Here is a 19,976-nt window from a genome sequence, read left to right as displayed (position 1 = left end):
ATCCTTAGGCAGGGGAAGAAATAGCCGGCGGGGTGAGGGCGAGCTGCAGTTGCGTCAGCGAGCAGTACAGACGCCAAACCAGCCCCGCCAGTTCTCGCCCCGACGAGTCCGGATGATGAGCCAGAGTTTCGCTGATGCGCAGTAGCTCTTGCAGCGTTGCCGCTAACGCTTCAGGCTCAACGCCTTTTTCCGTTACGCTGCCTTTCAGACAATGAATACACAAATCCCGCACCGCAGACAGCGGCGGCGCAGTGGTTTGCCAGTCCCGTAACTGCCATACCACATGACTGCAATTCAGATAGACCATGCCCCATCGTAACAGCCAGATGCGCGCTTCCTGATCCTGACTGAGATTTAACTGGCTGATGCGATGATAAATCAGCGATTCAAATCGTGGCTGACTTTGTTGCGGATAAGGGCTGAGCTGGTCGATAAAGTCTCGCCGCAGGGCGCGAATAATTCGTTGGCCTTTTCGTTTATCCGAACTGGGGCGCAAAATCTGGAAAGCCACGCCCGCCAGCATCACGCCCACCAACTTGCCGAGGTTGTCATTAAGGAAGCCCTGATAGTCGTAGCTGGGCGGATTGGTCACACTGAGGAAAGAACCCATAAAAACGATAAGCTGCCCCCACAGCGCCGCGTAGGGCGGATTTTGCTGCTTAAACATCTGCATGGTAACCAGGATCGGTAAGAGTACGGCAGCAAACAACCAAAAGTCGTCGATTCGAATCATGACGCCGAATTTTAAAATAAAGCAGCCGATGGATAACAACACGATGGCTTTCAGCAACGTTATGATGCTGTCCGTCGGGGACGGGCTGGCGGAATACAGTACGCAACTGACGGCGGCCAAAGCCAGCGCCGAACTGCCTGCACTCCATTGGGTGTTTATCCAGAATGCGCAGCCAATAACGATACAGACAAAGGTGCGTAACCCGTTGTAAGCCGCTTCGTAGGTATCGGTGTGACGCGCCAGCGTGGCAACCTTGGGGAGGGGCAATGTAGTTCGTTCACTGTGTTGTTCCAATTGGCGTAACCAATGGCCAGATTCCAGATACAACCAACAGAAATGACGTAAACGCAGCCAGAATGCGCGGTGGCGGTAATCATCTTTATCTCGCGGGATAATTTGTTGCAAAATTTTGGCGGCTCGATATTTATCGCAATCTGGCTGCTGAAGCTCGGTAATCAGCGTTTGCAAAACCTTTTTCAGATTGCCAGGCGGATTGGGCCAGTTGAGCAACATACGTCGCAGACTGGCGATGACGCTGGTGGTTCGTAATTGATTATGCAGCATAAAATTGAGCGTATTGTTTTGTCGCCGGAAGCGGTAGTGGCTCCAGAAAGCCTGAATGCGCAACAGATTGAGCGTCAGAATCTGCCCGATCACGCCCTCGTGTGAGGTACGAATCTGCGGGTCGTCTTCGGTCTGCCACAGCAGCATGGCGTGTTCCAGCAGGCGGGAATGCATACGCCGCAGCGAGGTCAGCAGCGCTTCGCCGTCTGAGGTGCTGGGCAACAGCATCATCATCAGGCCACCGCACAAAATACCGGTAATCACTTCGCAGACTCGCGCCTGAGCGATATCGAAAATTTGTTGAGTATCCGTAGTGTTGACCGTTGAAAAAGCGATGATTGCTGCGGTATAACCGGCCAGAGCAAAGGCGTAGGAAACGTTATTTTGATAATGGTTGGATACGAAAGTACACCAGCCGATCCAGGCGGCAATAGCGAAGGTAAACAGCCAAGGATCATTCAGGCAGTGACCTGCAATAATAACCGAGGCAGCGGCACCCATCAGACTACCAATCACCCGACCAATACTTTTGCTGATTACACCGCCGACGGTGGGGAAACTCACAACCGCCGCGGAAGTCATCGCCCAATAAGGCTCATCCAGATTGAGAGTAAAAGCAACCCACAGTGACAAGCACATCGCCAGCGAATTACGCAAGGCATAGCGCCACTGCGCCCCGCTGGCCTTCCCCCAGGGCGTGCGTTTCCACTGCAGCGGTAGCCAGTGCATTTTTGTCAGTCAGCCAGAGAAATGGTGCAGGTGGTGCCGGCCACTAAGGTTACGTCCGGCGGAACATCGATCAGTTTGATACGTACCGGCACGCGCTGTGCCAGACGAACCCAGGGGACATTCGGCTTAACATCGACGAGCAAGTCGCTATTTGTATCGACACTTTGATCGTAAATGGCGCGCCCGATACTTTCTACTACACCCTGAAGGGGTATATTTCCATTATATAAAACAATATTTGCCCGGTTGCCTTCTTTGATATGTCGTAATTTGGTTTCTTCGAAATAACCCATTACGTAAAAGGAATGAATATCAACCAAAGCCACTAATGGAGTCCCCGCGGTAGCATAATTTCCGATGCGCGTTTGTAGATTGGTTATATATCCCTCAGTCGGTGCATGAATATGGGTTTTACTCAGGTTCCATTTAGCCTGTTCCAGATTAGCCAGCGCGCCCTGATATGCCGCTTTCATTGCTTGAGCGGTTAAATTGGCAATATCCAGGTCTTCGCCTGATATGAGGTTTTTAGGTAAATTTTGACGTCGAGCCAATTCATGATTGGCCTTATCCATATCGGACTGCGCTTTATCCAATGCGGCCTGCGCGTTATCCAACGCCAGTTGGAACGGCATCGGGTCTAGCTCGAATAACAGACTACCGGATTTTACTAATTGGTTGTCGTGTATCGCAATTTGAATAAGCCTGCCGGACACTTCTGGAGTGATGTTGACTAATTCTGCGCGGACTTTTCCGTCTCGCGTCCAAGGGGATTGCATATAATAATTCCACATCCACCCACCGGCGAACATAGCGATAGCAAAAACGATCACGCTGGAAAAATATTTTATCGATTGATATTTCATCTCAATTTACCAACTGACTAAAATCCACAAAGAAATGCTGACGGCAATGACAAAAATAGACAAATCCATTAACATTGGATGCCAGATCTCGCCAGAGTAGATCCAATTCCGTAGTAAATGATGGATCAATAGCCAAAATATCAAACCTAGCATAACCGCCTTGAAGAGAGGCGGGAAATAGATCGAGGCACCCAGTACCCAGTCCGTTAAGGGTGATGCCATTGGTACAGGAGTTACTTGCATTGGGTTAATCCTTTGGGGTTAGAATTAAAGAAATCTTCACCTTTTCTAAAGGATTTCTCGTATTTATTGCTATTAACACTGCATCGGCGGTATATATACATTTGTATTTTTAATGTTAATTACCCAAAATAGACTGGACTCTGGGAGTTATGCTAGCACGCTAATTAAAAGGAGGGGCAATTGGAATCGACATTAGGATCTGATTTAGCACGATTAGTTCGCGTTTGGCGCGCTTTAATCGATCATCGATTAAAACCGTTGGAACTGACCCAAACACACTGGGTTACGCTCCATAACATTAGTCGTTTACCACCGGAGCAATCGCAGATTCAACTGGCAAAAGCGATTGGTATCGAGCAGCCATCGTTGGTTCGGACTTTGGACCAACTGGAGGATAAGGGATTAATCACACGGCAGACTTGTGCTAACGACCGCCGCGCTAAGCGGATTAAATTAACGGAAGAGTCGTGTTCGACCATCAAAAAACTCGAACACGTCATTGAATCAATCCAAGGCGAAGTCATGTTGAATATCACGGATGCGGAGGTTATTTTGTTAACAGGTGTGCTAATGAAACTTGAACAAAATATTAATCAATTACACAGTAAGTAAAAATAATAAAGTTCAAATAATCTATTCACAGCAAAAGAAAACAACCGGGGATCAATGTGATCCCCGGTTTTTTTATGTCCGCGCCAAACTTAACGTGGGCTGACGGTCACGGTGCTGCCGCTGCTTGCCAGCATCACACGCTGGCCAACGCTGAAGCGAGTCGGGCCTTGTTTCTGAACCACCAGAATAGTGGTGCCGTCGTCTTTACGTACTTCCAGTTGCACGCCATCGGTACGGTTCATCGCGCCCTGTACGCCCTGACCAGCAACGCCACCGGCTACGGCACCCGCTGCGGTTGCCAGACTACGACCGGTACCACCGCCAACGGTGTTACCCAGGAAACCACCCAGCACAGCACCACCGATAGCGCCAATTACGTTGTCGCCGTCACCGCCTTGAATGGTTACCGGGCGAACAGAAACCAATGTACCGTAGGTTACGGTTTGCACTTGCTTGGCCTGTGACGCGCTGAATACATCACCAGACAGCGTGCTGTTGTTCGCACAACCGGTCAGAGTAACCGCAGCGATAGCAATGACGAGGAAAGGCTTAATCATAAAAACTCCTAGTTTAAAGTGCATAACCGATATTCGGTTCACTATGTCCTGTCTACCTATACGCGAAACCAATTAATTTCGGGTATAGATAAAAGTATGGCTGACCCCAACAGTTATTGCATCACATTGTAGTTATCGCACCACACTGTATTGAAGCACATTGTCGGTTAGTTGATCGCTAGCCTAACGTGTATTCCCTTAATCAATATTAAACGGTGGTTTAAATTTCTAAAAGCAGGAAATGAAAAAGAAAAAAATCATCCATTTTCTGTGAGCTGCCTGGCAAAACCAGCCTTGCATTATATAGGGGAAGACAGCGCGGGATACACTCTAAAAACTACATCTTTTCATGGTGTTAATTTTATTATTCTGGTTTAGTAACCTCATTGGGGGTTGTTGTTTTTTTTTTGTCATTGTACTCCCGCAGCGGGAGATAAGGTCATTGCTATGAAATCAGGCCGCTTTATTGGGGTGATGTCGGGTACCAGCCTGGATGGAATCGATGTGGTTCTGGCTGCGATCAATGAGCGAATGGTGGCGCAGCAGGCCACTTATAGCCACCCGATACCGCTTCAGTTGAAAAAAGATATTCTGGCGATGTGTCAGGGGCAAGAAACCACCTTATCGGCGGTGGGCAGGCTAGATGCGCAGTTGGGCACGCTGTTTGCCGAAGCGGTGCTGGCGCTGATGAAAAAAACCGGCGTGTCGCCGCAGGACATCACCGCAATTGGTTGTCACGGGCAAACTGTCTGGCATGAACCGATGGGAGAGCCAGGTTTTACTCTGCAGTTAGGGGACAATAATCGCATTGCGGCGATAACGCAGATTACTACCGTCGGGGATTTTCGGCGACGGGATATGGCCTATGGCGGCCAAGGGGCGCCACTGGTGCCAGCTTTCCACCACGCATTGCTGGCGCATAATGCCGAACGGCGGATGGTGCTGAATATTGGCGGTATCGCTAATTTATCCATGCTGATCCCTGATTCTCCGGTCAGAGGTTTTGATACCGGCCCCGGAAATATGTTGATGGACGCGTGGATTTGGCGTCATCGCTCGTTGCCTTACGACCGCGATGCCGAATGGGCGTTGAGCGGTAAGGTCAATCAGCCGCTATTGAAGCAAATGTTGTCCGATCCTTACTTTGCCAAACCTGCGCCGAAAAGCACTGGGCGGGAGTATTTCAACGCCGCCTGGCTGGAACAGCAGCTGAAGATTATGCCGCGAATAGCGCCTGAAGACGTGCAGGCGACGCTGGCAGAGCTGACGGCGGTGACCATTGCCGAACAGGTTCAACTGGCGGGAGGTTGCGAGCGTTTGCTGGTGTGCGGCGGCGGTGCGCGGAATCCACTATTGATGGCGCGAATGTCGACGATGTTGCCGGGCACTGAAGTCGCGACCACCGACAGCTTTGGCGTCAGTGGCGACGATATGGAAGCCCTGGCTTTTGCCTGGCTAGCATTTCGCACGCTTTCAGGCCTGCCGGGCAATTTACCGTCGGTTACCGGAGCCAGCTGTGAAACCGTTTTGGGCGCGATTTACCCGGTCATACAGCCAGGGCGATAAGGCGACGCTTTTAGGATATTAGGTGATTCAATTTATTCTGCAATTCAATATATTCGGTAAGTCCAGCCTACGGGTGATAGGCTGCGGGAGAAGCTCATGACAGGAGATAAGGCAATGAAATCCGTTTTCACGGCGATTGCCGTACTGACTTTGGCTGGATGTAGCCAGTTTTCACAGAAAAGTGAAACTTTGCACTATCAATGCGGGGGTACCCAGTTGACGGTAGCGCTGGATAATAAGCAGGACAAAGTTAGGTTTGTGATGGATGGCAAGCAACTGAATCTGCCGCAGGTAGTTGCTGCTTCGGGCACCCGATACAGTGACGGTTATTATACGTTCTGGTCGAAAGGTGACAGCGCCTTTATCGAGCGGGGCGATAAAATCGTGATGAATGATTGCGTGCTCGTGCCCTCGAAGTGATTGACTACTAGAAACAGGCAGTGACGTCAGGGCGATTGAGATCTTGGCGTCACAGAGGCACAATAATAATCCACTGAGTTTCAGCGCGTTACAGAGTGTATATGACTGAAAATAATGAGTTTGATGTTGCAGACCTACGACGTGAATATACCCGTGGCGGTCTGCGCCGCAAGGACCTGACTGCTAACCCGCTGGATTTATTTGAGCGCTGGCTGAAACAAGCCTGTGAAGCGCGTCTCGCAGACCCGACGGCGATGTGCGTGGCGACCGTTGATGCCAATGGTCAACCTTTTCAACGTATTGTATTACTAAAGCATTTCGATGACGAAGGCATGGTGTTTTACACCAACCTAGGCAGCCGAAAGGCTCAGCAATTGGCTGAAAACCCCCATATAAGCCTGCTATTCCCTTGGCATACGCTGGATCGCCAGGTGATTTTCCTCGGCAAAGCCGAACGTTTGTCGACCTTCGAAGTACTTAAATATTTCAACAGCCGTCCTAAAGATAGCCAAATAGGTGCCTGGGTTTCTCAGCAATCCTCGCGGATTTCCGCGCGCGGCGTGCTGGAAAGCAAATTTTTGGAGTTGAAACAAAAATTCCAGCAGGGAGAGGTACCGGTGCCGAGTTTCTGGGGCGGATTCCGCGTTCGTTTCGACTCGGTTGAGTTCTGGCAGGGAGGCGAACATCGCCTGCATGACCGTTTTCTCTACCAACGAGACGCCGATACGTGGAAAATTGACCGTTTAGCCCCCTGAGAACGATGAAATATTGAGGTTAAACCTAGCGCTCGCGGGGCGGGCGCTTTATTCTATACCCTTCCTTGAACGCATCCTGATGGGGTGCCATCTGGCACGCAGGCATTACGCCGATAAACGACAACATTTCCCGATGGCAAGTGTTCCCGTTAAACGTTAACCAGATAAATATATTGCATAAGACAATGGAGTCGTTAATGACTAGCAGCAACCTGATTAAACAATTGCAAGAGCGGGGCCTCGTTGCCCAGGTTACGGATGAAGACGCGTTAGCAGAGAGACTGGCGCAAGGGCCAATTTCACTGTATTGCGGTTTCGATCCTACCGCAGACAGCTTGCATTTGGGTCATTTGGTTCCGTTGTTGTGCCTGAAGCGTTTTCAGTTACAGGGTCACCGCCCGGTGGCGCTGGTGGGTGGGGCGACCGGCTTGATCGGCGATCCTAGCTTCAAAGCCACGGAACGTAAGCTGAACACCGCGGATACCGTTAATGAATGGGTCGAGAAAATCCGTCATCAGGTTTCCCCGTTCCTGGATTTCAACTGCGGCGAGAACAGCGCGATTACCGCCAACAATTACGATTGGTTCGGCGGCATGAATGTGCTGACTTTCCTGCGTGATATCGGTAAACACTTCTCTGTTAACCAAATGATTAACAAAGAAGCGGTAAAACAACGTCTAAATCGCGATGATAGCGGTATTTCCTTCACTGAATTCTCTTACAATCTGTTGCAAGGCTATGATTTCGCCTGCCTGAATAAAGAGCATAATGTGGTTCTGCAAATCGGCGGTTCCGATCAGTGGGGCAATATTACCTCCGGGATAGATTTAACTCGTCGTCTGCATCAGCAGCAAGTGTACGGCCTGACTGTGCCATTGATTACCAAAGCTGACGGCACCAAATTCGGTAAAACCGAAGGTGGCGCGGTATGGTTAGACCCGAAAAAAACCAGCCCGTACAAGTTCTACCAGTTCTGGATTAACACCGCCGATGCGGATGTGTATCGCTTCCTGAAATTCTTCACCTTTATGAGTCTGGAAGAGATCAATGCGCTGGAAGAAGAAGATAAAAACAGCGGCAAAGCGCCGCGCGCTCAGTACGTGCTGGCTGAAGAAGTGACCGGTATGGTTCACGGTGCTGAAGGTCTGGCGGCGGCAAAACGTATTACGGCCAGCCTATTCTCCGGCAATCTGAACGACATGACCGAAGCCGACTTTGCCCAACTGGCCCAAGACGGTATGCCGGCGATTGAGTTAACCCGCGATGCCGATCTGCAACAGGCACTGGTGAATGCGGAATTGGCTCCGTCCCGCGGTCAGGCGCGTACCCTGATTGGTTCCAATGCCGTGACCATTAACGGCGAGAAACAGGCGAACCCGGAATACACCTTTAGCGATGCGGATCGTCTGTTTGGCCGCTTTACCTTACTGCGCCGGGGCAAAAAACATTACTGCCTGGTGAGCTGGATCTAAATCGGTGCGAAAACAAGGGGCCTGGTGTCCCTTGTTTTTTATGGTCAACGATTAACTGCGGGCAAACACGCAGTGATAATGGTGTTACTGAAAGGGCCGAGCAGCCCCTAACTTTAGGCCGTACCGATGAAAAATATACTTTCCATTCAATCCCACGTTGTTTTTGGTCATGCAGGCAATAGCGCTGCGGAATTTCCTATGCGCCGCATGGGCGTTAATGTCTGGCCGTTGAACACCGTTCAATTCTCCAATCACACTCAGTATGGTCATTGGACTGGCTGCGTGATGCCAGCCAGCCATTTGACTGAAATTGTGCAGGGCATTGCCGATGTTGACCGTTTGAAAGACTGTGATGCGGTGCTGAGCGGCTATATTGGCTCGCCGGAGCAGGGCGGCCATATTTTGGCTGCGGTGAAACGCGTGAAGGAAGCCAATCCGCAGGCGTGGTATTTCTGCGATCCGGTCATGGGCCATCCGGAAAAAGGCTGCATCGTCGCGCCGGGCGTGGCGGAATTCTTCTGTAAGCAGGCATTGCCGGCCAGCGATATTATCGCGCCGAACTTGCTTGAGTTAGAAGAGCTGAGCGGAACGCGAGTGGAAAACGTCGAGCAAGCCGTGACGGTAGCTCGCGGCCTGTGCGCTAAAGGGCCGAAAGTGGTGCTGGTTAAGCATCTTAGCCGCGCGGGTTATGACCTGAACAGCTTTGAAATGCTACTGGTAACAGCGGAAGATGCCTGGCATATCAGCCGTCCGTTGGTGGATTTCGGCAGCCGTCAGCCGGTGGGCGTCGGTGATTTAACCAGCGGCCTACTGTTGGTGAATTTGCTAAAAGGCGAAGCGTTAGATAAAGCGCTGGAGCACGTCACCGCCGCAGTTTATGACGTGATGCTGACTACCCAGCAAATGGGCGAGTATGAATTACAAATCGTGGCTGCACAGGATCTTATCGTCAATCCGGTTCATCAGTTTACGGCAGTAAAACTCTAATCATTTTCCCCCGGTCAAAAGCGCAAGTCTGCCATTGCCGGGGGATATCATTCTTTCTTTACGTTTCTTACTTCAGACCTTCCGCAACCAGAGCGCCGTCTACCGCTGGGCGTGCCGCAACCCGGGCGATATAGGCCGTCAGATTTTTATACTGCGGCAGATCGAACTGCATGGCTTTTGCCCAACCCAGAATAGTGAACAGATAGGCATCCGCTACGCTGAATTTATCACCCAGCAGGAAATGATGCTTCGCCAGCACGCTATCGACATAAGCAAATTGTTTGTCTAAACGCTCGCGGGCGATGGTTTTGTACTCGTCCGGTGTTTTCGGGTTGAAGAGTGGGCTGAATCCTTTGTGCAATTCGGTGGCAATATAGTTTAGCCATTCAATAGCATGATAGCGGGCAAGGGTGCCTGCGGGGGCGATCAGATTGCGCGATGGCACCTGATCGGCCAGATACTGCACAATGGCGACGCCTTCGGTTAACAGGCTGCCATCATCCAACACCAGTGCAGGAACCTGTCCTTTGGGGTTGATGGTTAAGAAGTCTTTGCCGCTTTCAGTTTTTTTGGTTGCCAAATCAACGCGTTCAACGCTGAAATCTAGCCCGGTCTCACGCAGGACGATATGTGGTGAGAGGGAACAAGCGCCAGGTTTATAAAACAGTTTCATCAACAAACTCCTTAATAGTGCACGGGGCGGACTAACGGAATACAGCATTAGCCATACTAGGACAGTCGTGAGGGAAAATCAGCTATTGAATTAACATATTTAACGGCAGGAATCATAACAATCCGATAGTGACGGAGGATGACCTCCGCTACTAGAAATTGGGTGCCCAGTCAGGCAAAAACCTGACGGGGGAAAGACTCAACGTGGTGGACGGCTGCTGATGGAAGAGGACCAGCTAAAGGTGGTGGTGCTCGGTGCCGTTTTTTTGGTTTTTTTCTCAGGGCGGTTGGCTTTGGCGACCAGTGCTCGGGCTTGCATGATTTTTTCGATGGCTTCGTCTTTCACTTTGTTTTGTTCTGAATTGGTGAGTGCGCGTCCCATGTTGATCCTGGCTCTATCAAGTTGGGTTTTCACGTCGCGTTGTTCGCTTGCGGTCATTTCTTTTACAGTCAGCTTTTTCATTTTCGTCGCCTTATTTTTATTTTTCCCAATTAGTGTACAACCTTATTTGTCGGGGTGATGTAAGAGATTGCGATCTCACCGACATTAATATGATTCAAAGGCTGTTAATGACCCAAAAACAGAGAATTTGCTATCCAGTGTTAAAAAATCGAGATAAAAAAGAGTTATTATTATCAGCTATTGTCGGGAACTCGGCCCGGTAATGAATTAGATCGCGGCAGGGAAATTTCAGGGCAGTCAAGCGGTAATCCATTCAGCCCCTGTTGGTCATGGGTAAAACTAATCTGGTTTGCCCCCTCACTTCGCACGATTTTAAGAACGTAAATACTGTCAAAATCAGTATTTTCCCATTCGGGTATTTGTCCAAGCTCGCCGTTATATTCGGTCATTAGTGCCTTAGTGATAGCCATGATTTCATGATGCGCCCAGGAAATAAGCACTTTAGCGCTTGAATATTTTGGTTTTTCTAATTGGTTGATAAGCCAGCCACTTTCTGACTGACCCACACGGATATTTATCGGCATATTGAAGTAGATAGCCGTCGGTTCAATGGTCGCCAACGGGCGGAGATAATAAAAGAAGTGGCCGAAATCCGCTTTTTTTCGCGTTGGATCTGGGGCGAATATAAAGTCAGGTTTGCCATACTTATTTTTTATCACTTTAGGTAATGCCAGGGAACGATTTAAACCCTGACAATTTATCTGCCCAAAACCTGCCTCAGGTTTCTCTGCATGACGAACGAAAATCAGAGTTTGCTCAGTAATCCCATCCTGTATAGGAATAGCGCTCATAGCAGGGAAGGAATTGCAGAGAAGGGGGGAAATAAGTGCAATAACGAATGTTCGCTGTCTATTCATAAGGTTAATCTCTCTATTATCAGTAACATGGAAGATGAAATAGAGATACACCCTACGCCGTAGGAGATCTACGGTGCAGGGTGTTGGTATAAGAATTGCTCAGATTAGCCTGACGCCATAACCCCATAACAGAACGGTGAAACCGAGTAATAGCTCCAGAACCAGCACACCGATGGCCAGCGTTGAACTGGAGAAGATAAAACCTTCGCTACGGTCGATATTCAGGAAGGTTGGAATGCCGAGGTACATCAAATAACCGGCGTAACACAGCCCGACAATCCCGGCGAACAAGCACAGCCAGAGCAAAGGGTAAACCGCCACAATCCCACTCAGAAACATCGGTGTGGCGGCATAACCGGCGAACAAGGTGCAGCTTTGCCAGCTTGGGCGACTTTCATAGCGGCGTGCCATCCAGTAAATCACTCGCCCCATTAAAGCCACGGCGGCAAGAATCATCACATAGAAAATTACGGCGGCGTAGAAAGCGGTAAGCGAGGAGACTTTAATCACCTGACCCTCACCAAAATTCCATCCCACTCTGGTGGTGCCAATAAATGCGCAGATCACGGGAATTGCAGCCATCAACAGGACGTGGTGAGTATAAAAGTGGGGAATACTTTCCGATTCACTTTTGATTTGTTTCATTTCCTGACTGGGATGCACCAGAAGTCCCCAAACATGATTGACCATGAGATACCTCCTTGCCCGTTACCGACTCTCTCTCACGGGCTGATTTAACCTCTATGCCATACTTCTTCTGCCAAGGCTGAAAATTATGTTATGTCTGAAACTACCGACATATTTTGCAGCCGTGATCACAGTATAGTTTATTTCTTATACAGGATTATTTCTGCTTCGGTGCGATAGGGTGAATTTTACTTATTCCTTATCACGCTTTGGGTTCTGGCGGCGATAAGCGATATGGGCGACAGTTCTGAGAATATTACGGATTTCACGTATAGGATTAATGGTATGGTTTTCCAGCCAAACAGGCTGGCTCAGCGGGCGTCTATTTGCAAAATACGCGGTGTGCATTTTTCTCCGGAGGTGTTATGGCTGTATCAGGCAAGAAGGGTCAAATTGATAATATTGAATTTATAGTGGGAGATATCACTCGCTCAAAAAATTTCTACGGTAACCTGTTTGGCTGGCGCTTTACCGATTATGGCCCAACCTATTGCGAATTCACCGATGGTCGCCTGACTGGCGGTTTCACCACAGATGGGGTCGTGACAGCAGCCGGTGGGCCGTTGGTCATTTTGTATGCTGATAATCTGGAAGAAACCGAACGGCGAGTCGTTGAAGCTGGCGGCGTGATGGTTAAACCGATATTTTCCTTCCCCGGTGGTCGTCGCTTTCAATTTCTCGATCCGGATGGCTACCAGTTAGCGGTATGGTCGGCGGAGTAAGTAAAGCTATCTTCTATGAGTCAGTCAATTACGGTCATCCGCATGCCCGCCAAACGGGCATGTAATCAATATTGAGCTGACTAGGGTTGGGTTGATTCTAAGTGATTAGCGAAATAGCGAGATAACCTGGCGGCGGTACTCGTGGTGAAATGACTCAGACTGCGGCATAACAGGGCATTGGCCTGGCTCCCACTGAGCGACTCGTTTTGCCAATAGCGCGAAAATGCTGTTTTCCCCCGAATCAGACGATGAAGGGAGTGGTTTTATTGGGCTCGGTCTTTATTTGCACTCTATATAAAGAAACGATTTTGAATACTTCAGATATCAGCAATAGCGTTAGGCTCACGGTAAGAATTTTAATGTTGAATTCTTTCAGAACCGGCGTAATCATCGAGAGAGAGGGAATAACTAACAGTAGGCGTAAAGGCTCCTGAATAAATGCCGCTTTAATGGCATATTGGCTGCGAGTCAGAAACAGAACTGTGGTCATTACCAGCGATATTTTAAAAATGATCGATAGGGTAATCATTGTGTAAATCAGCGGATACTTATCAAAACCGGTATCCAGCAGGTACTGCACTTCAGCTACCAAAGGAATTCTTTCCTGTAGGAAATACTGTAAACCGATATATAACACCGCGTAGAGATCCATCACTCCCCAAAAAAGAAATGTCCGGTTTCTTAAATTCATGACTTATCCGTTGCTTAAATTGTGATTGCATCGCTTATTTTGGCGCTCACTTTACCACGTAATTCATTTAATAACATAAGGTTGAAAGGGCAATTGACCTGGCAGATTGTCACCTTACTCGGTGGTTTTCCATGTCAGTGACGTTCTTTTTATGCATTAACAGGCATCTGTTGAGCGCTTGATACGGATGAACAAGGGCTGTTCCCGCCAAATGTCTTGAGGGGAGTCCGTAAACCCAGGTCAGCGCTATAGTTTACAGGTGGATTGGCGCGTGGGAGTACGGATAGAAATATGCATAAATTTGTTTTATAAAAGTTAGATGGGGATATCTTATATCTATGGCACATTAAACTTAAGGATATTGCCGTATGGAATTCAAAGATTACTATGTGATTATGGGCGTTGAGCCAACGGCCTCGCAGAAAGAGATCAAAACAGCTTATCGCAGGTTAGCGCGGAAATATCACCCAGATGTCAGCACCGAGCCAGATGCGGAAAGTCAGTTTAAGGAAATCGCCGAGGCTTACGAAGTGTTAAAAGACGCTGAACGGCGAGCTGAATATGACGAACTGAGGTTACATCGCAACGATCCTCATTTTGGCCAGCAGGCAGGTTATCATGGCGGCGGGCAACAGTGGCAGGGTCGTGCAGGTGGCGGTGATACCCATGATTTTTCCGACTTCTTCGACTCTTTCTTCGGCAATCGCGGCGCCTCTGCTCATTATTCCTCCCATCAATCTTCTCAGAGTATGCGCGGGCAGGACATTGAGATGGAGTTGCCAATCTTCTTGGAAGAAACGCTTTCCGAGCAGACGCGCGCAATTCAAATCCCAACTTATGATGCCCTTGGCAGAACCGATTCAACCAAAACGCTGAAGGTGAAAATTCCTGCCGGCGTTGGGGATGGCGAGCGTATTCGTTTGAAAGGGCAAGGCGTTCCGGGATTCGGTGGCGGCGCCAATGGTGACCTCTATCTGGTCATTCGTATCGCTCCGCATCCATTGTTTGATATTGACGGGCAGAATTTACAAATCGTGTTGCCGCTCGCACCTTGGGAAGCGGCGCTGGGAGCCAGCGTTGAAGTTCCCACTCTTACAGGGAAAATCAATCTGACTATTCCCTCCGGCAGTCAGAGCGGTCAGCGGTTACGAGTGAAAGGTAAGGGGTTGGCGAGCAAAAAAGGCACTGGCGATTTGTATGCGGTTCTCAAGGTGGTTATGCCGCCAAAACCGGACGAGAAGGCACGGGCACTGTGGCAACAACTGTCTGAACAGGCTGCATTTAATCCTCGGACTGGATGGGAGTAACAGATTATGGCCGAAGTACAGATTACTTATACGCTGACTGAATTATGCCAGACAACGGGCATTTTGCAGGACGAATTGGTAGAAGTGGTTGAGCTGGGAGTGATTGTTCCGCTAGATCCCGGTGATTCTCTCTGGGTATTTGACGCGGAAGCGTTAATGTATCTCCAGCGCGCCCGTCGATTGCAAAATGAGTTGGATCTGGATTGGCACGGCGTGGCGATGACCTTGACGCTACTGAAGCAAGTTGAGCAACTCAAGAAAGAAAACGCGCAATTACGTCGGCGGCTGGATCGTTTCGTCCTGTTATCGTAGAGATTTCGCCGGTAGGGTTGAATATGAGGATTACGTTGCACAATCGCGGAAGTTAATACGAAATTAAATGCTAGCGGTACTGCCCATCCTGTATCTGCAGTGTTCGCCGTTAGCTGATTGTCACCTTGCGAGTATCGACTTTGATGTGTGATCCACAGGGTTTGCATCAAAACAAAAAACGCCTCATAACGAGGCGTTTTGACTAACGAAACTAATGGGTTGCTTATGCAGCAGTGACCGGAGTCGCGTCTTTATCTTTCTTTTGCAGATCTAATGTCATGCGATACAGTTTTGGCGCGGTCAGCATCATCAGAATAGCGATAATGGCGGTGACGATACCGATTTGCATAAATACATGGCTGTAGATAGCCAGGGAAGCATGGGCATCAGGCACATCGCTTGGCACCGCTGTCAGCGCGGCAACTTTACCGGCGATCAGTGCGGCAGCGGCGGTGGTCAGGAACCATGAACCCATGATGAAGCCCATCAGACGTTGCGGAACCAATTGTGCAACCATCGCCAGGCCCAGACCTGAAATCATCAGCTCACCGATACTTTGCAGGGCGTAGCTCAGAATCAACCAGTTAACTGACACAATGCCGTGTTCGTTGGCAAAACTGGCGCCCCAAGGCAGAACCAGGAAGGCTGCGGAGCACAGCATCATACCAAAGGCGAATTTGTGCGGCATCGGTAACTTGTCGCCCATTTTGTTATAGATCGCCGCCAAAATCGGGCTGGCAACCATAATCCAGAACGGGTTCAGAGCCTGATACTGTTCAGGTTCAAACGCCAGGCCAAAAATGGAATGCTCAACGTTATGAATCGCGAAGAAGTTCAGGGAAGTTGGCATCTGGCTGTACAGCACGAAGAACACCACGGCTTCCAGCATCAGCAGGAAAGCAACGATCATCTTACGACGAGCAGTACCGTGCAGAGAGAAGGTTTCTTTGGCGAAGATAATAATGATACCTAGGGAAACCAGCGCCAGCGCCCAGCGAGCCACGATTTGGTTGTGCAGCAACCAGGTAGACAGCGTCACTAGCGCAACCACACCAATCAGCACCATAAGCAGTTTTCTGAAATGCAGTGGCGCGAAATCTGGTTTAGAACCTTGGTTTTTCACCCACTTACGGCAGAACCAGAAGTTCACCAAGGTGATCAACATACCGACCACGCTCAGAGAGAATGCCACGCTCCAACCGTATTTTGCTGCTAACCACGGAGTGGCCAACATGGAGAAGAACGAACCGATGTTGACGGACATATAGTACATGGTGAATGCACCGTCCAAACGCGGGTCGTCTTTGTTATAGCAGGTTGAAAGCAGGGAGGACGGGTTGGCTTTAAACAAACCATTACCTACGGCGATGGTCGCCATGCCGATATACACCCAAGTAATATCGTGTCCAGAATAGGCCACCATGGTGTAACCCACGGCCAGCGTCAGCGCGCCTAACACGATAACGCGTTTTGCGCCGAGCACTTTATCACCCAGCCAACCGCCGATGGCGACGAAGCCATAGACCAGTGCGCTGAATGATGAGAACAGGGTGATAGAATCGGCTTCGCTCATCCCGAGCATTTTCACCAGATAGACGGCCATGATCCCTTGTAGGCCGTAGTAACCGAAACGTTCCCAAAGTTCGATGGAGAATATTAGGTAAAAAGCTTTCGGCTGTTTGAAAGCATTCATACTGATGCTTTCAGGTTCGTTGCTGTTGTTGTTTGCAGTTGTCACAGGGACCTCTAATTTTTACTACCGGCCATAAAATGACAGGAATTTGCAAATGTGATGCGCGGAACGGCATCCTTTTGCGTTGTTATAAGATGAATGGCGGCGGTTAATGTTCACTATCTTTGTCAATGAGACAAGCGCTTTGTAATACTCTGTTACATATAAGCGAGGCAGGGGAATAAACCCATGTTACAAATGTTATGCAGTATTAACGTTTATGTTTTCGCGGTTTACCGATTTTTTATTTTGATTAAAAGCTGAGCGGATTTTATTTAGTGATATATTCTGCTATTTGGCTCATCAATAGCTCATCACATTGTACATGGTTAAATGACCCGCTAAATGTTGTGCATATACAGGATTTTCCATAATTATCCAAAATTGAGTGAATTGTTATGCAACAGAATGCGGTTAACCTGATAACGAAATGTGATCCAGTTATCAAATTTAAGTAAAATTTTGTCTTGCAAACTCTCTGTTCCTGACTCTCAGCCTGAAACCCATCTTTTTGACCGGGTTAATCGCCATGAACTTCACAAATCGGCTAAAAATTGCAGAAAGTCTTATTTGTCTGCCAAATGGTTTTTAATGTTGGGTGAGAGCTGCTTGATTGGATTGAGCAAGTGTAGAAAGAGTCGCTGAGCGCGGATAGCGCAGTTCAGACAGGCTTTGCTGCAAAACCGCCTCAGGCCGCTGAGATAGGGGAGCAAAATGATATACTGGAATAAATAACGCGATATTGAGCGCAGTAATGGATATCAAACAACTGATCTATTTGTGCAATCTGGAACAGGCTCGTCATTTTGGGCGGGCAGCCGAGGCCAGTTTTGTCAGTCAGCCGACTTTGTCGATGCGCCTGAAAAATCTGGAACGAGAACTGGGTGTTTCGCTGATCAATCGGGGCAATAATTTCGAAGGTTTTACTCCAGAAGGGGAACGCGTGCTGGCCTGGGCGCGGGAGATTGTTTCGGTTTATCAAGGGTTGAAGCTGGAAGTTGAGTCTCTCAAACACGGTTTGAACGGGACTCTGCGGATTGGCGTGGTGCCGCAGTGCAGCATTTCCCTGTCAGATTTGCTTAAAAGGGTCAGCGAGCGCTATCCGCAGTTGGATTATCGGGTTTCGGTACTGAGTGCCGATCAGCTATTGGAGGCGTTAACCGGTCACTCAGTGGATGTGGGAATAGGTTTTTTCGAGCTTTCCACGCTGAATGAGCTGCATTTTCAGTCTCAGCCTTTGGAAGACAGCGGTGTAGATTTGATTTTTCACCCTCAGCACTTCCCTGATTTGGTGGATGAAACTCCGTTGTCACTGGCTCAGGTCGCGGAATTACCACTGTGTCTAGCGGAGCCGACGCGTTATTTCCGTCGTTATCTGGATAACAGCTTTCGCGACGCGGGTTTCTCTCTGCATGCGCGCTTGGAAACTACCTCAATATTTCAGTTATTACAGGGGATCTTCGTCGGTTTAGGCTGCGGATTGTTTCCACGTGGAAGCTTGTTGGAGGATATGTCACCGGCGCTGATGCGACGGCCGGTGAATATTGTCAGTATGAGTCGCCGTGCGGCCGTGGTGGTTGCCGAGCCGGGGCGCGTGACGCCGTTGGCTCAGCATTTCTTTGACGCCGCCAGAGAGTGGTTGGCACCGGTTTAATCGGTCCAGGCCTGCTGCAATGCGCCGCGAGGCGACCCCAATGTTTGTACTAATCGATTGGTCCAGCCTGCTAGCGCTACGCTGAATAAGGTGTCCATCAGTTGCAGCGGTGAAAAACCGCGCTCTTGCAACGGAGCCAGTATCGGCGGACCAAACCTTTCCGGCGCGCGGGTGAGTTCCGCCGCTAGATGAATCACCGAGCTTTCCACTGATTCCGTCGAACTTTGGCTCAAATTCTGGCTAATGCCTGACTGTAATTTATTGATGAGAGTAATGTCTGGTTTTAATTGCAAGTAGCGCTGACGATGGTGAACCAGGCAACAGGCGCTGCCGTTGATTCGCGCACTGACCAGAGCCGCCAATTCCAGTAACGCCGGCTGCGGGTGATGGTCGGGATCCGGTATGCGCAAAAGAATATCAGCGTAAACCTGCTGGCTATGAGGATGCTTGTTTAACACATCGGTTAAGGTCAGGTTTTGTTCCTGTTCCTGCGATTCCGTTTCTAAAGACAGATCCGGCAGCCAGGCCTGCCAGCCCGTCACTTCATCACTAAAATTCGCGCTTTCCGCATCTTCCATTCGAGGAAAACCGGGCAACAGCACCGTGGGATAACCCGCTAACGCAGAAACTGCCGCGACGGCTCGCGCCTGATAGCCGACGAAGCCAATAATTTGCGAGAAGAGAATAATATCCAGTGATGTTAGCCCAGAATCGCTGAGCTGCTGCAATGCGCGGCGGTTTATCAGCGTCGGCTGACTGGCTAACTGCCGGGCGTACTGGGTGAGTAGCGTGAGGCGAATATTGCTTTCTCGCGAAGCGTCATCGCTGGATAACGGCATCAGACGTTCGGCATAGTGATTACACAAACGTTGAACACCGGTGACCTGAGCCACGATTAAGGCGCTGCTTAAACGATCGTAGAGAGACAGAGTCAGCTCGGTAGAGAGGGAAACCTGGGGTGGGAACAGCGTTTGATACATGCGGTGCGAGGCTCGTAGCGTTTCGTCGCGCTGCTGTAACAAATCCTGTAAGTCCGGATTGACCTGCGCTTCTAATCCCAATAAGAAAGGGCTTTTATCAGAAAAAGCATTAGCCAGATTCTCACTATTGCTTAAGGCCGAGAAATCATCGTGTCCGTAATGGCCGCTGGTACAAACGCCCTCCCGTAATGCGTCGTCTGTTACGCTACGTTGAGTCTCGTGATACCAGTGGGCATTATCCTGACGTCGAAACTGCACCATGAAGATCTCCTTGTTTTACTGATAAAAACGGCAGCAACAGCAGGGGCTGTAGCCGAATCAATTGAGCAAACACAGAAGAACAACAAATGAACGTTGCCAGCTAAGCCGTTGCCGGATAAATAGCAGAAGACCGGAGT

The 19,976-nt window shown here is 49.4% G+C and carries 21 protein-coding genes; 10 read left to right on the top strand and 11 right to left on the bottom strand.

The window, feature by feature from the left end; translation table 11 throughout:
- Positions 1 to 4 precede the first annotated feature (4 nt).
- From ACQ4OC_RS04060 to ACQ4OC_RS04050, 3 genes are read right to left on the bottom strand one after another with little or no spacing between them, the layout of a single operon-like run.
- Positions 5 to 2,026 carry an FUSC family protein gene (locus tag ACQ4OC_RS04060; RefSeq protein WP_064513946.1) on the bottom strand — a complete coding sequence of 674 codons (2,022 nt, stop codon included), beginning with the start codon at positions 2,024 to 2,026 and terminating at the stop codon, positions 5 to 7.
- Positions 2,027 to 2,031: 5 nt separating this feature from the next.
- A complete protein-coding gene (locus ACQ4OC_RS04055) occupies positions 2,032 to 2,889 on the bottom strand; it encodes an efflux RND transporter periplasmic adaptor subunit (RefSeq protein WP_064513944.1) in 858 nt (285 codons plus the stop codon).
- Between the two features lie 6 nt (positions 2,890 to 2,895).
- Positions 2,896 to 3,132, bottom strand: coding sequence for a DUF1656 domain-containing protein (locus ACQ4OC_RS04050; protein WP_064513942.1), 237 nt, complete (start codon positions 3,130 to 3,132; stop codon positions 2,896 to 2,898).
- Between the two features lie 180 nt (positions 3,133 to 3,312).
- Between ACQ4OC_RS04050 and slyA the strand changes: the two genes are divergently transcribed.
- Positions 3,313 to 3,744: a transcriptional regulator SlyA gene (gene slyA / locus ACQ4OC_RS04045; RefSeq protein ID WP_430970954.1), complete on the top strand. Its 432-nt coding sequence runs from the start codon at positions 3,313 to 3,315 to the stop codon at positions 3,742 to 3,744.
- 89 nt (positions 3,745 to 3,833) lie between these two features.
- On the opposite strand, the gene ACQ4OC_RS04040 is transcribed toward slyA, so the two are convergent.
- The gene (locus ACQ4OC_RS04040; RefSeq protein ID WP_064513938.1) at positions 3,834 to 4,301 is read right to left on the bottom strand and encodes a glycine zipper 2TM domain-containing protein; all 468 of its coding nucleotides are present in this window, start codon (positions 4,299 to 4,301) and stop codon (positions 3,834 to 3,836) included.
- A 447-nt stretch (positions 4,302 to 4,748) separates the two neighbouring features.
- Between ACQ4OC_RS04040 and anmK the strand changes: the two genes are divergently transcribed.
- From anmK to pdxY, 5 genes are all read left to right on the top strand, one after another.
- Positions 4,749 to 5,867, top strand: a complete 1,119-nt coding sequence (gene anmK / locus ACQ4OC_RS04035; protein ID WP_064513936.1) for an anhydro-N-acetylmuramic acid kinase — start codon at positions 4,749 to 4,751, stop codon at positions 5,865 to 5,867.
- A 114-nt stretch (positions 5,868 to 5,981) separates the two neighbouring features.
- A complete protein-coding gene (locus ACQ4OC_RS04030; RefSeq protein WP_064513934.1) occupies positions 5,982 to 6,287 on the top strand; it encodes an MliC family protein in 306 nt (101 codons plus the stop codon).
- A gap of 101 nt (positions 6,288 to 6,388) precedes the next feature.
- Positions 6,389 to 7,042 carry a pyridoxamine 5'-phosphate oxidase gene (pdxH, locus tag ACQ4OC_RS04025; RefSeq protein ID WP_049600193.1) on the top strand — a complete coding sequence of 218 codons (654 nt, stop codon included), beginning with the start codon at positions 6,389 to 6,391 and terminating at the stop codon, positions 7,040 to 7,042.
- Between the two features lie 197 nt (positions 7,043 to 7,239).
- Positions 7,240 to 8,514 carry a tyrosine--tRNA ligase gene (gene tyrS / locus ACQ4OC_RS04020; RefSeq protein ID WP_049600196.1) on the top strand — a complete coding sequence of 425 codons (1,275 nt, stop codon included), beginning with the start codon at positions 7,240 to 7,242 and terminating at the stop codon, positions 8,512 to 8,514.
- 126 nt (positions 8,515 to 8,640) lie between these two features.
- Positions 8,641 to 9,501, top strand: coding sequence for a pyridoxal kinase PdxY (gene pdxY / locus ACQ4OC_RS04015; RefSeq protein WP_430970953.1), 861 nt, complete (start codon positions 8,641 to 8,643; stop codon positions 9,499 to 9,501).
- A 67-nt stretch (positions 9,502 to 9,568) separates the two neighbouring features.
- Here the strand turns inward: pdxY and gstA are convergent, their stop codons facing one another.
- The 4 genes from gstA to ACQ4OC_RS03995 form a co-directional block, all read right to left on the bottom strand.
- The gene (gene gstA / locus ACQ4OC_RS04010; protein ID WP_049600201.1) at positions 9,569 to 10,174 is read right to left on the bottom strand and encodes a glutathione transferase GstA; all 606 of its coding nucleotides are present in this window, start codon (positions 10,172 to 10,174) and stop codon (positions 9,569 to 9,571) included.
- Between the two features lie 198 nt (positions 10,175 to 10,372).
- On the bottom strand, positions 10,373 to 10,636 hold the full coding sequence (gene yjbD / locus ACQ4OC_RS04005) for a DUF3811 domain-containing protein (protein ID WP_049600203.1): 264 nt from the start codon (positions 10,634 to 10,636) through the stop codon (positions 10,373 to 10,375).
- Between the two features lie 173 nt (positions 10,637 to 10,809).
- On the bottom strand, positions 10,810 to 11,544 hold the full coding sequence (locus tag ACQ4OC_RS04000) for a hypothetical protein (protein WP_430970952.1): 735 nt from the start codon (positions 11,542 to 11,544) through the stop codon (positions 10,810 to 10,812).
- A gap of 48 nt (positions 11,545 to 11,592) precedes the next feature.
- A complete protein-coding gene (locus ACQ4OC_RS03995) occupies positions 11,593 to 12,183 on the bottom strand; it encodes a Yip1 family protein (RefSeq protein WP_064513928.1) in 591 nt (196 codons plus the stop codon).
- Positions 12,184 to 12,545: 362 nt separating this feature from the next.
- Here ACQ4OC_RS03995 and ACQ4OC_RS03990 point away from each other — a divergent pair, with 362 nt between their 5' ends.
- Complete coding sequence (locus ACQ4OC_RS03990) at positions 12,546 to 12,902, top strand: VOC family protein (protein WP_064513926.1); 357 nt, start codon at positions 12,546 to 12,548, stop codon at positions 12,900 to 12,902.
- A 241-nt stretch (positions 12,903 to 13,143) separates the two neighbouring features.
- Here the strand turns inward: ACQ4OC_RS03990 and ACQ4OC_RS03985 are convergent, their stop codons facing one another.
- Complete coding sequence (locus ACQ4OC_RS03985) at positions 13,144 to 13,593, bottom strand: hypothetical protein (protein WP_128821841.1); 450 nt, start codon at positions 13,591 to 13,593, stop codon at positions 13,144 to 13,146.
- Between the two features lie 368 nt (positions 13,594 to 13,961).
- On the opposite strand from ACQ4OC_RS03985, the gene cbpA reads away from it, so the two are divergent.
- The gene (cbpA, locus tag ACQ4OC_RS03980; protein WP_064513922.1) at positions 13,962 to 14,900 is read left to right on the top strand and encodes a curved DNA-binding protein; all 939 of its coding nucleotides are present in this window, start codon (positions 13,962 to 13,964) and stop codon (positions 14,898 to 14,900) included.
- A 6-nt stretch (positions 14,901 to 14,906) separates the two neighbouring features.
- Positions 14,907 to 15,212: a chaperone modulator CbpM gene (gene cbpM, locus ACQ4OC_RS03975; protein ID WP_064513921.1), complete on the top strand. Its 306-nt coding sequence runs from the start codon at positions 14,907 to 14,909 to the stop codon at positions 15,210 to 15,212.
- A gap of 223 nt (positions 15,213 to 15,435) precedes the next feature.
- Here the strand turns inward: cbpM and dtpA are convergent, their stop codons facing one another.
- Entirely contained in the window at positions 15,436 to 16,950 is a 1,515-nt protein-coding gene (dtpA, locus tag ACQ4OC_RS03970; RefSeq protein ID WP_064513919.1) for a dipeptide/tripeptide permease DtpA, read from the bottom strand.
- A gap of 748 nt (positions 16,951 to 17,698) precedes the next feature.
- On the opposite strand from dtpA, the gene ACQ4OC_RS03965 reads away from it, so the two are divergent.
- Complete coding sequence (locus tag ACQ4OC_RS03965) at positions 17,699 to 18,598, top strand: LysR family transcriptional regulator (RefSeq protein ID WP_064513917.1); 900 nt, start codon at positions 17,699 to 17,701, stop codon at positions 18,596 to 18,598.
- On the opposite strand, the gene ACQ4OC_RS03960 is transcribed toward ACQ4OC_RS03965, so the two are convergent.
- The gene (locus ACQ4OC_RS03960; RefSeq protein ID WP_430970951.1) at positions 18,595 to 19,839 is read right to left on the bottom strand and encodes a CMD domain-containing protein; all 1,245 of its coding nucleotides are present in this window, start codon (positions 19,837 to 19,839) and stop codon (positions 18,595 to 18,597) included. The two genes, ACQ4OC_RS03965 and ACQ4OC_RS03960, sit on opposite strands and share 4 nt — an antisense overlap.
- Positions 19,840 to 19,976 lie beyond the last annotated feature (137 nt).

Origin of the sequence: Yersinia sp. J1, assembly GCF_050586585.1 — a bacterium.
Taxonomy (GTDB): domain Bacteria; phylum Pseudomonadota; class Gammaproteobacteria; order Enterobacterales; family Enterobacteriaceae; genus Yersinia; species Yersinia entomophaga.
The sequence above is the reverse complement of the archived record's forward strand: the minus strand, read 5'-3'. Positions and strand labels throughout refer to the sequence as shown.

Coding starts and splice junctions, on each gene's coding strand:
- gstA (WP_049600201.1), bottom strand. CDS start 10,174: ATGAAACTGTTTTATAAACCTGGCGCTTGTTCCCTCTCACCACATATC.
- ACQ4OC_RS03995 (WP_064513928.1), bottom strand. CDS start 12,183: ATGGTCAATCATGTTTGGGGACTTCTGGTGCATCCCAGTCAGGAAATG.
- ACQ4OC_RS04040 (WP_064513938.1), bottom strand. CDS start 4,301: ATGATTAAGCCTTTCCTCGTCATTGCTATCGCTGCGGTTACTCTGACC.
- ACQ4OC_RS04050 (WP_064513942.1), bottom strand. CDS start 3,132: ATGCAAGTAACTCCTGTACCAATGGCATCACCCTTAACGGACTGGGTA.
- cbpA (WP_064513922.1), top strand. CDS start 13,962: ATGGAATTCAAAGATTACTATGTGATTATGGGCGTTGAGCCAACGGCC.
- ACQ4OC_RS03960 (WP_430970951.1), bottom strand. CDS start 19,839: ATGGTGCAGTTTCGACGTCAGGATAATGCCCACTGGTATCACGAGACT.
- tyrS (WP_049600196.1), top strand. CDS start 7,240: ATGACTAGCAGCAACCTGATTAAACAATTGCAAGAGCGGGGCCTCGTT.
- yjbD (WP_049600203.1), bottom strand. CDS start 10,636: ATGAAAAAGCTGACTGTAAAAGAAATGACCGCAAGCGAACAACGCGAC.
- ACQ4OC_RS04055 (WP_064513944.1), bottom strand. CDS start 2,889: ATGAAATATCAATCGATAAAATATTTTTCCAGCGTGATCGTTTTTGCT.
- ACQ4OC_RS04030 (WP_064513934.1), top strand. CDS start 5,982: ATGAAATCCGTTTTCACGGCGATTGCCGTACTGACTTTGGCTGGATGT.
- ACQ4OC_RS03965 (WP_064513917.1), top strand. CDS start 17,699: ATGGATATCAAACAACTGATCTATTTGTGCAATCTGGAACAGGCTCGT.
- cbpM (WP_064513921.1), top strand. CDS start 14,907: ATGGCCGAAGTACAGATTACTTATACGCTGACTGAATTATGCCAGACA.
- pdxH (WP_049600193.1), top strand. CDS start 6,389: ATGACTGAAAATAATGAGTTTGATGTTGCAGACCTACGACGTGAATAT.
- ACQ4OC_RS03990 (WP_064513926.1), top strand. CDS start 12,546: ATGGCTGTATCAGGCAAGAAGGGTCAAATTGATAATATTGAATTTATA.
- anmK (WP_064513936.1), top strand. CDS start 4,749: ATGAAATCAGGCCGCTTTATTGGGGTGATGTCGGGTACCAGCCTGGAT.
- pdxY (WP_430970953.1), top strand. CDS start 8,641: ATGAAAAATATACTTTCCATTCAATCCCACGTTGTTTTTGGTCATGCA.
- ACQ4OC_RS04060 (WP_064513946.1), bottom strand. CDS start 2,026: ATGCACTGGCTACCGCTGCAGTGGAAACGCACGCCCTGGGGGAAGGCC.
- ACQ4OC_RS03985 (WP_128821841.1), bottom strand. CDS start 13,593: ATGAATTTAAGAAACCGGACATTTCTTTTTTGGGGAGTGATGGATCTC.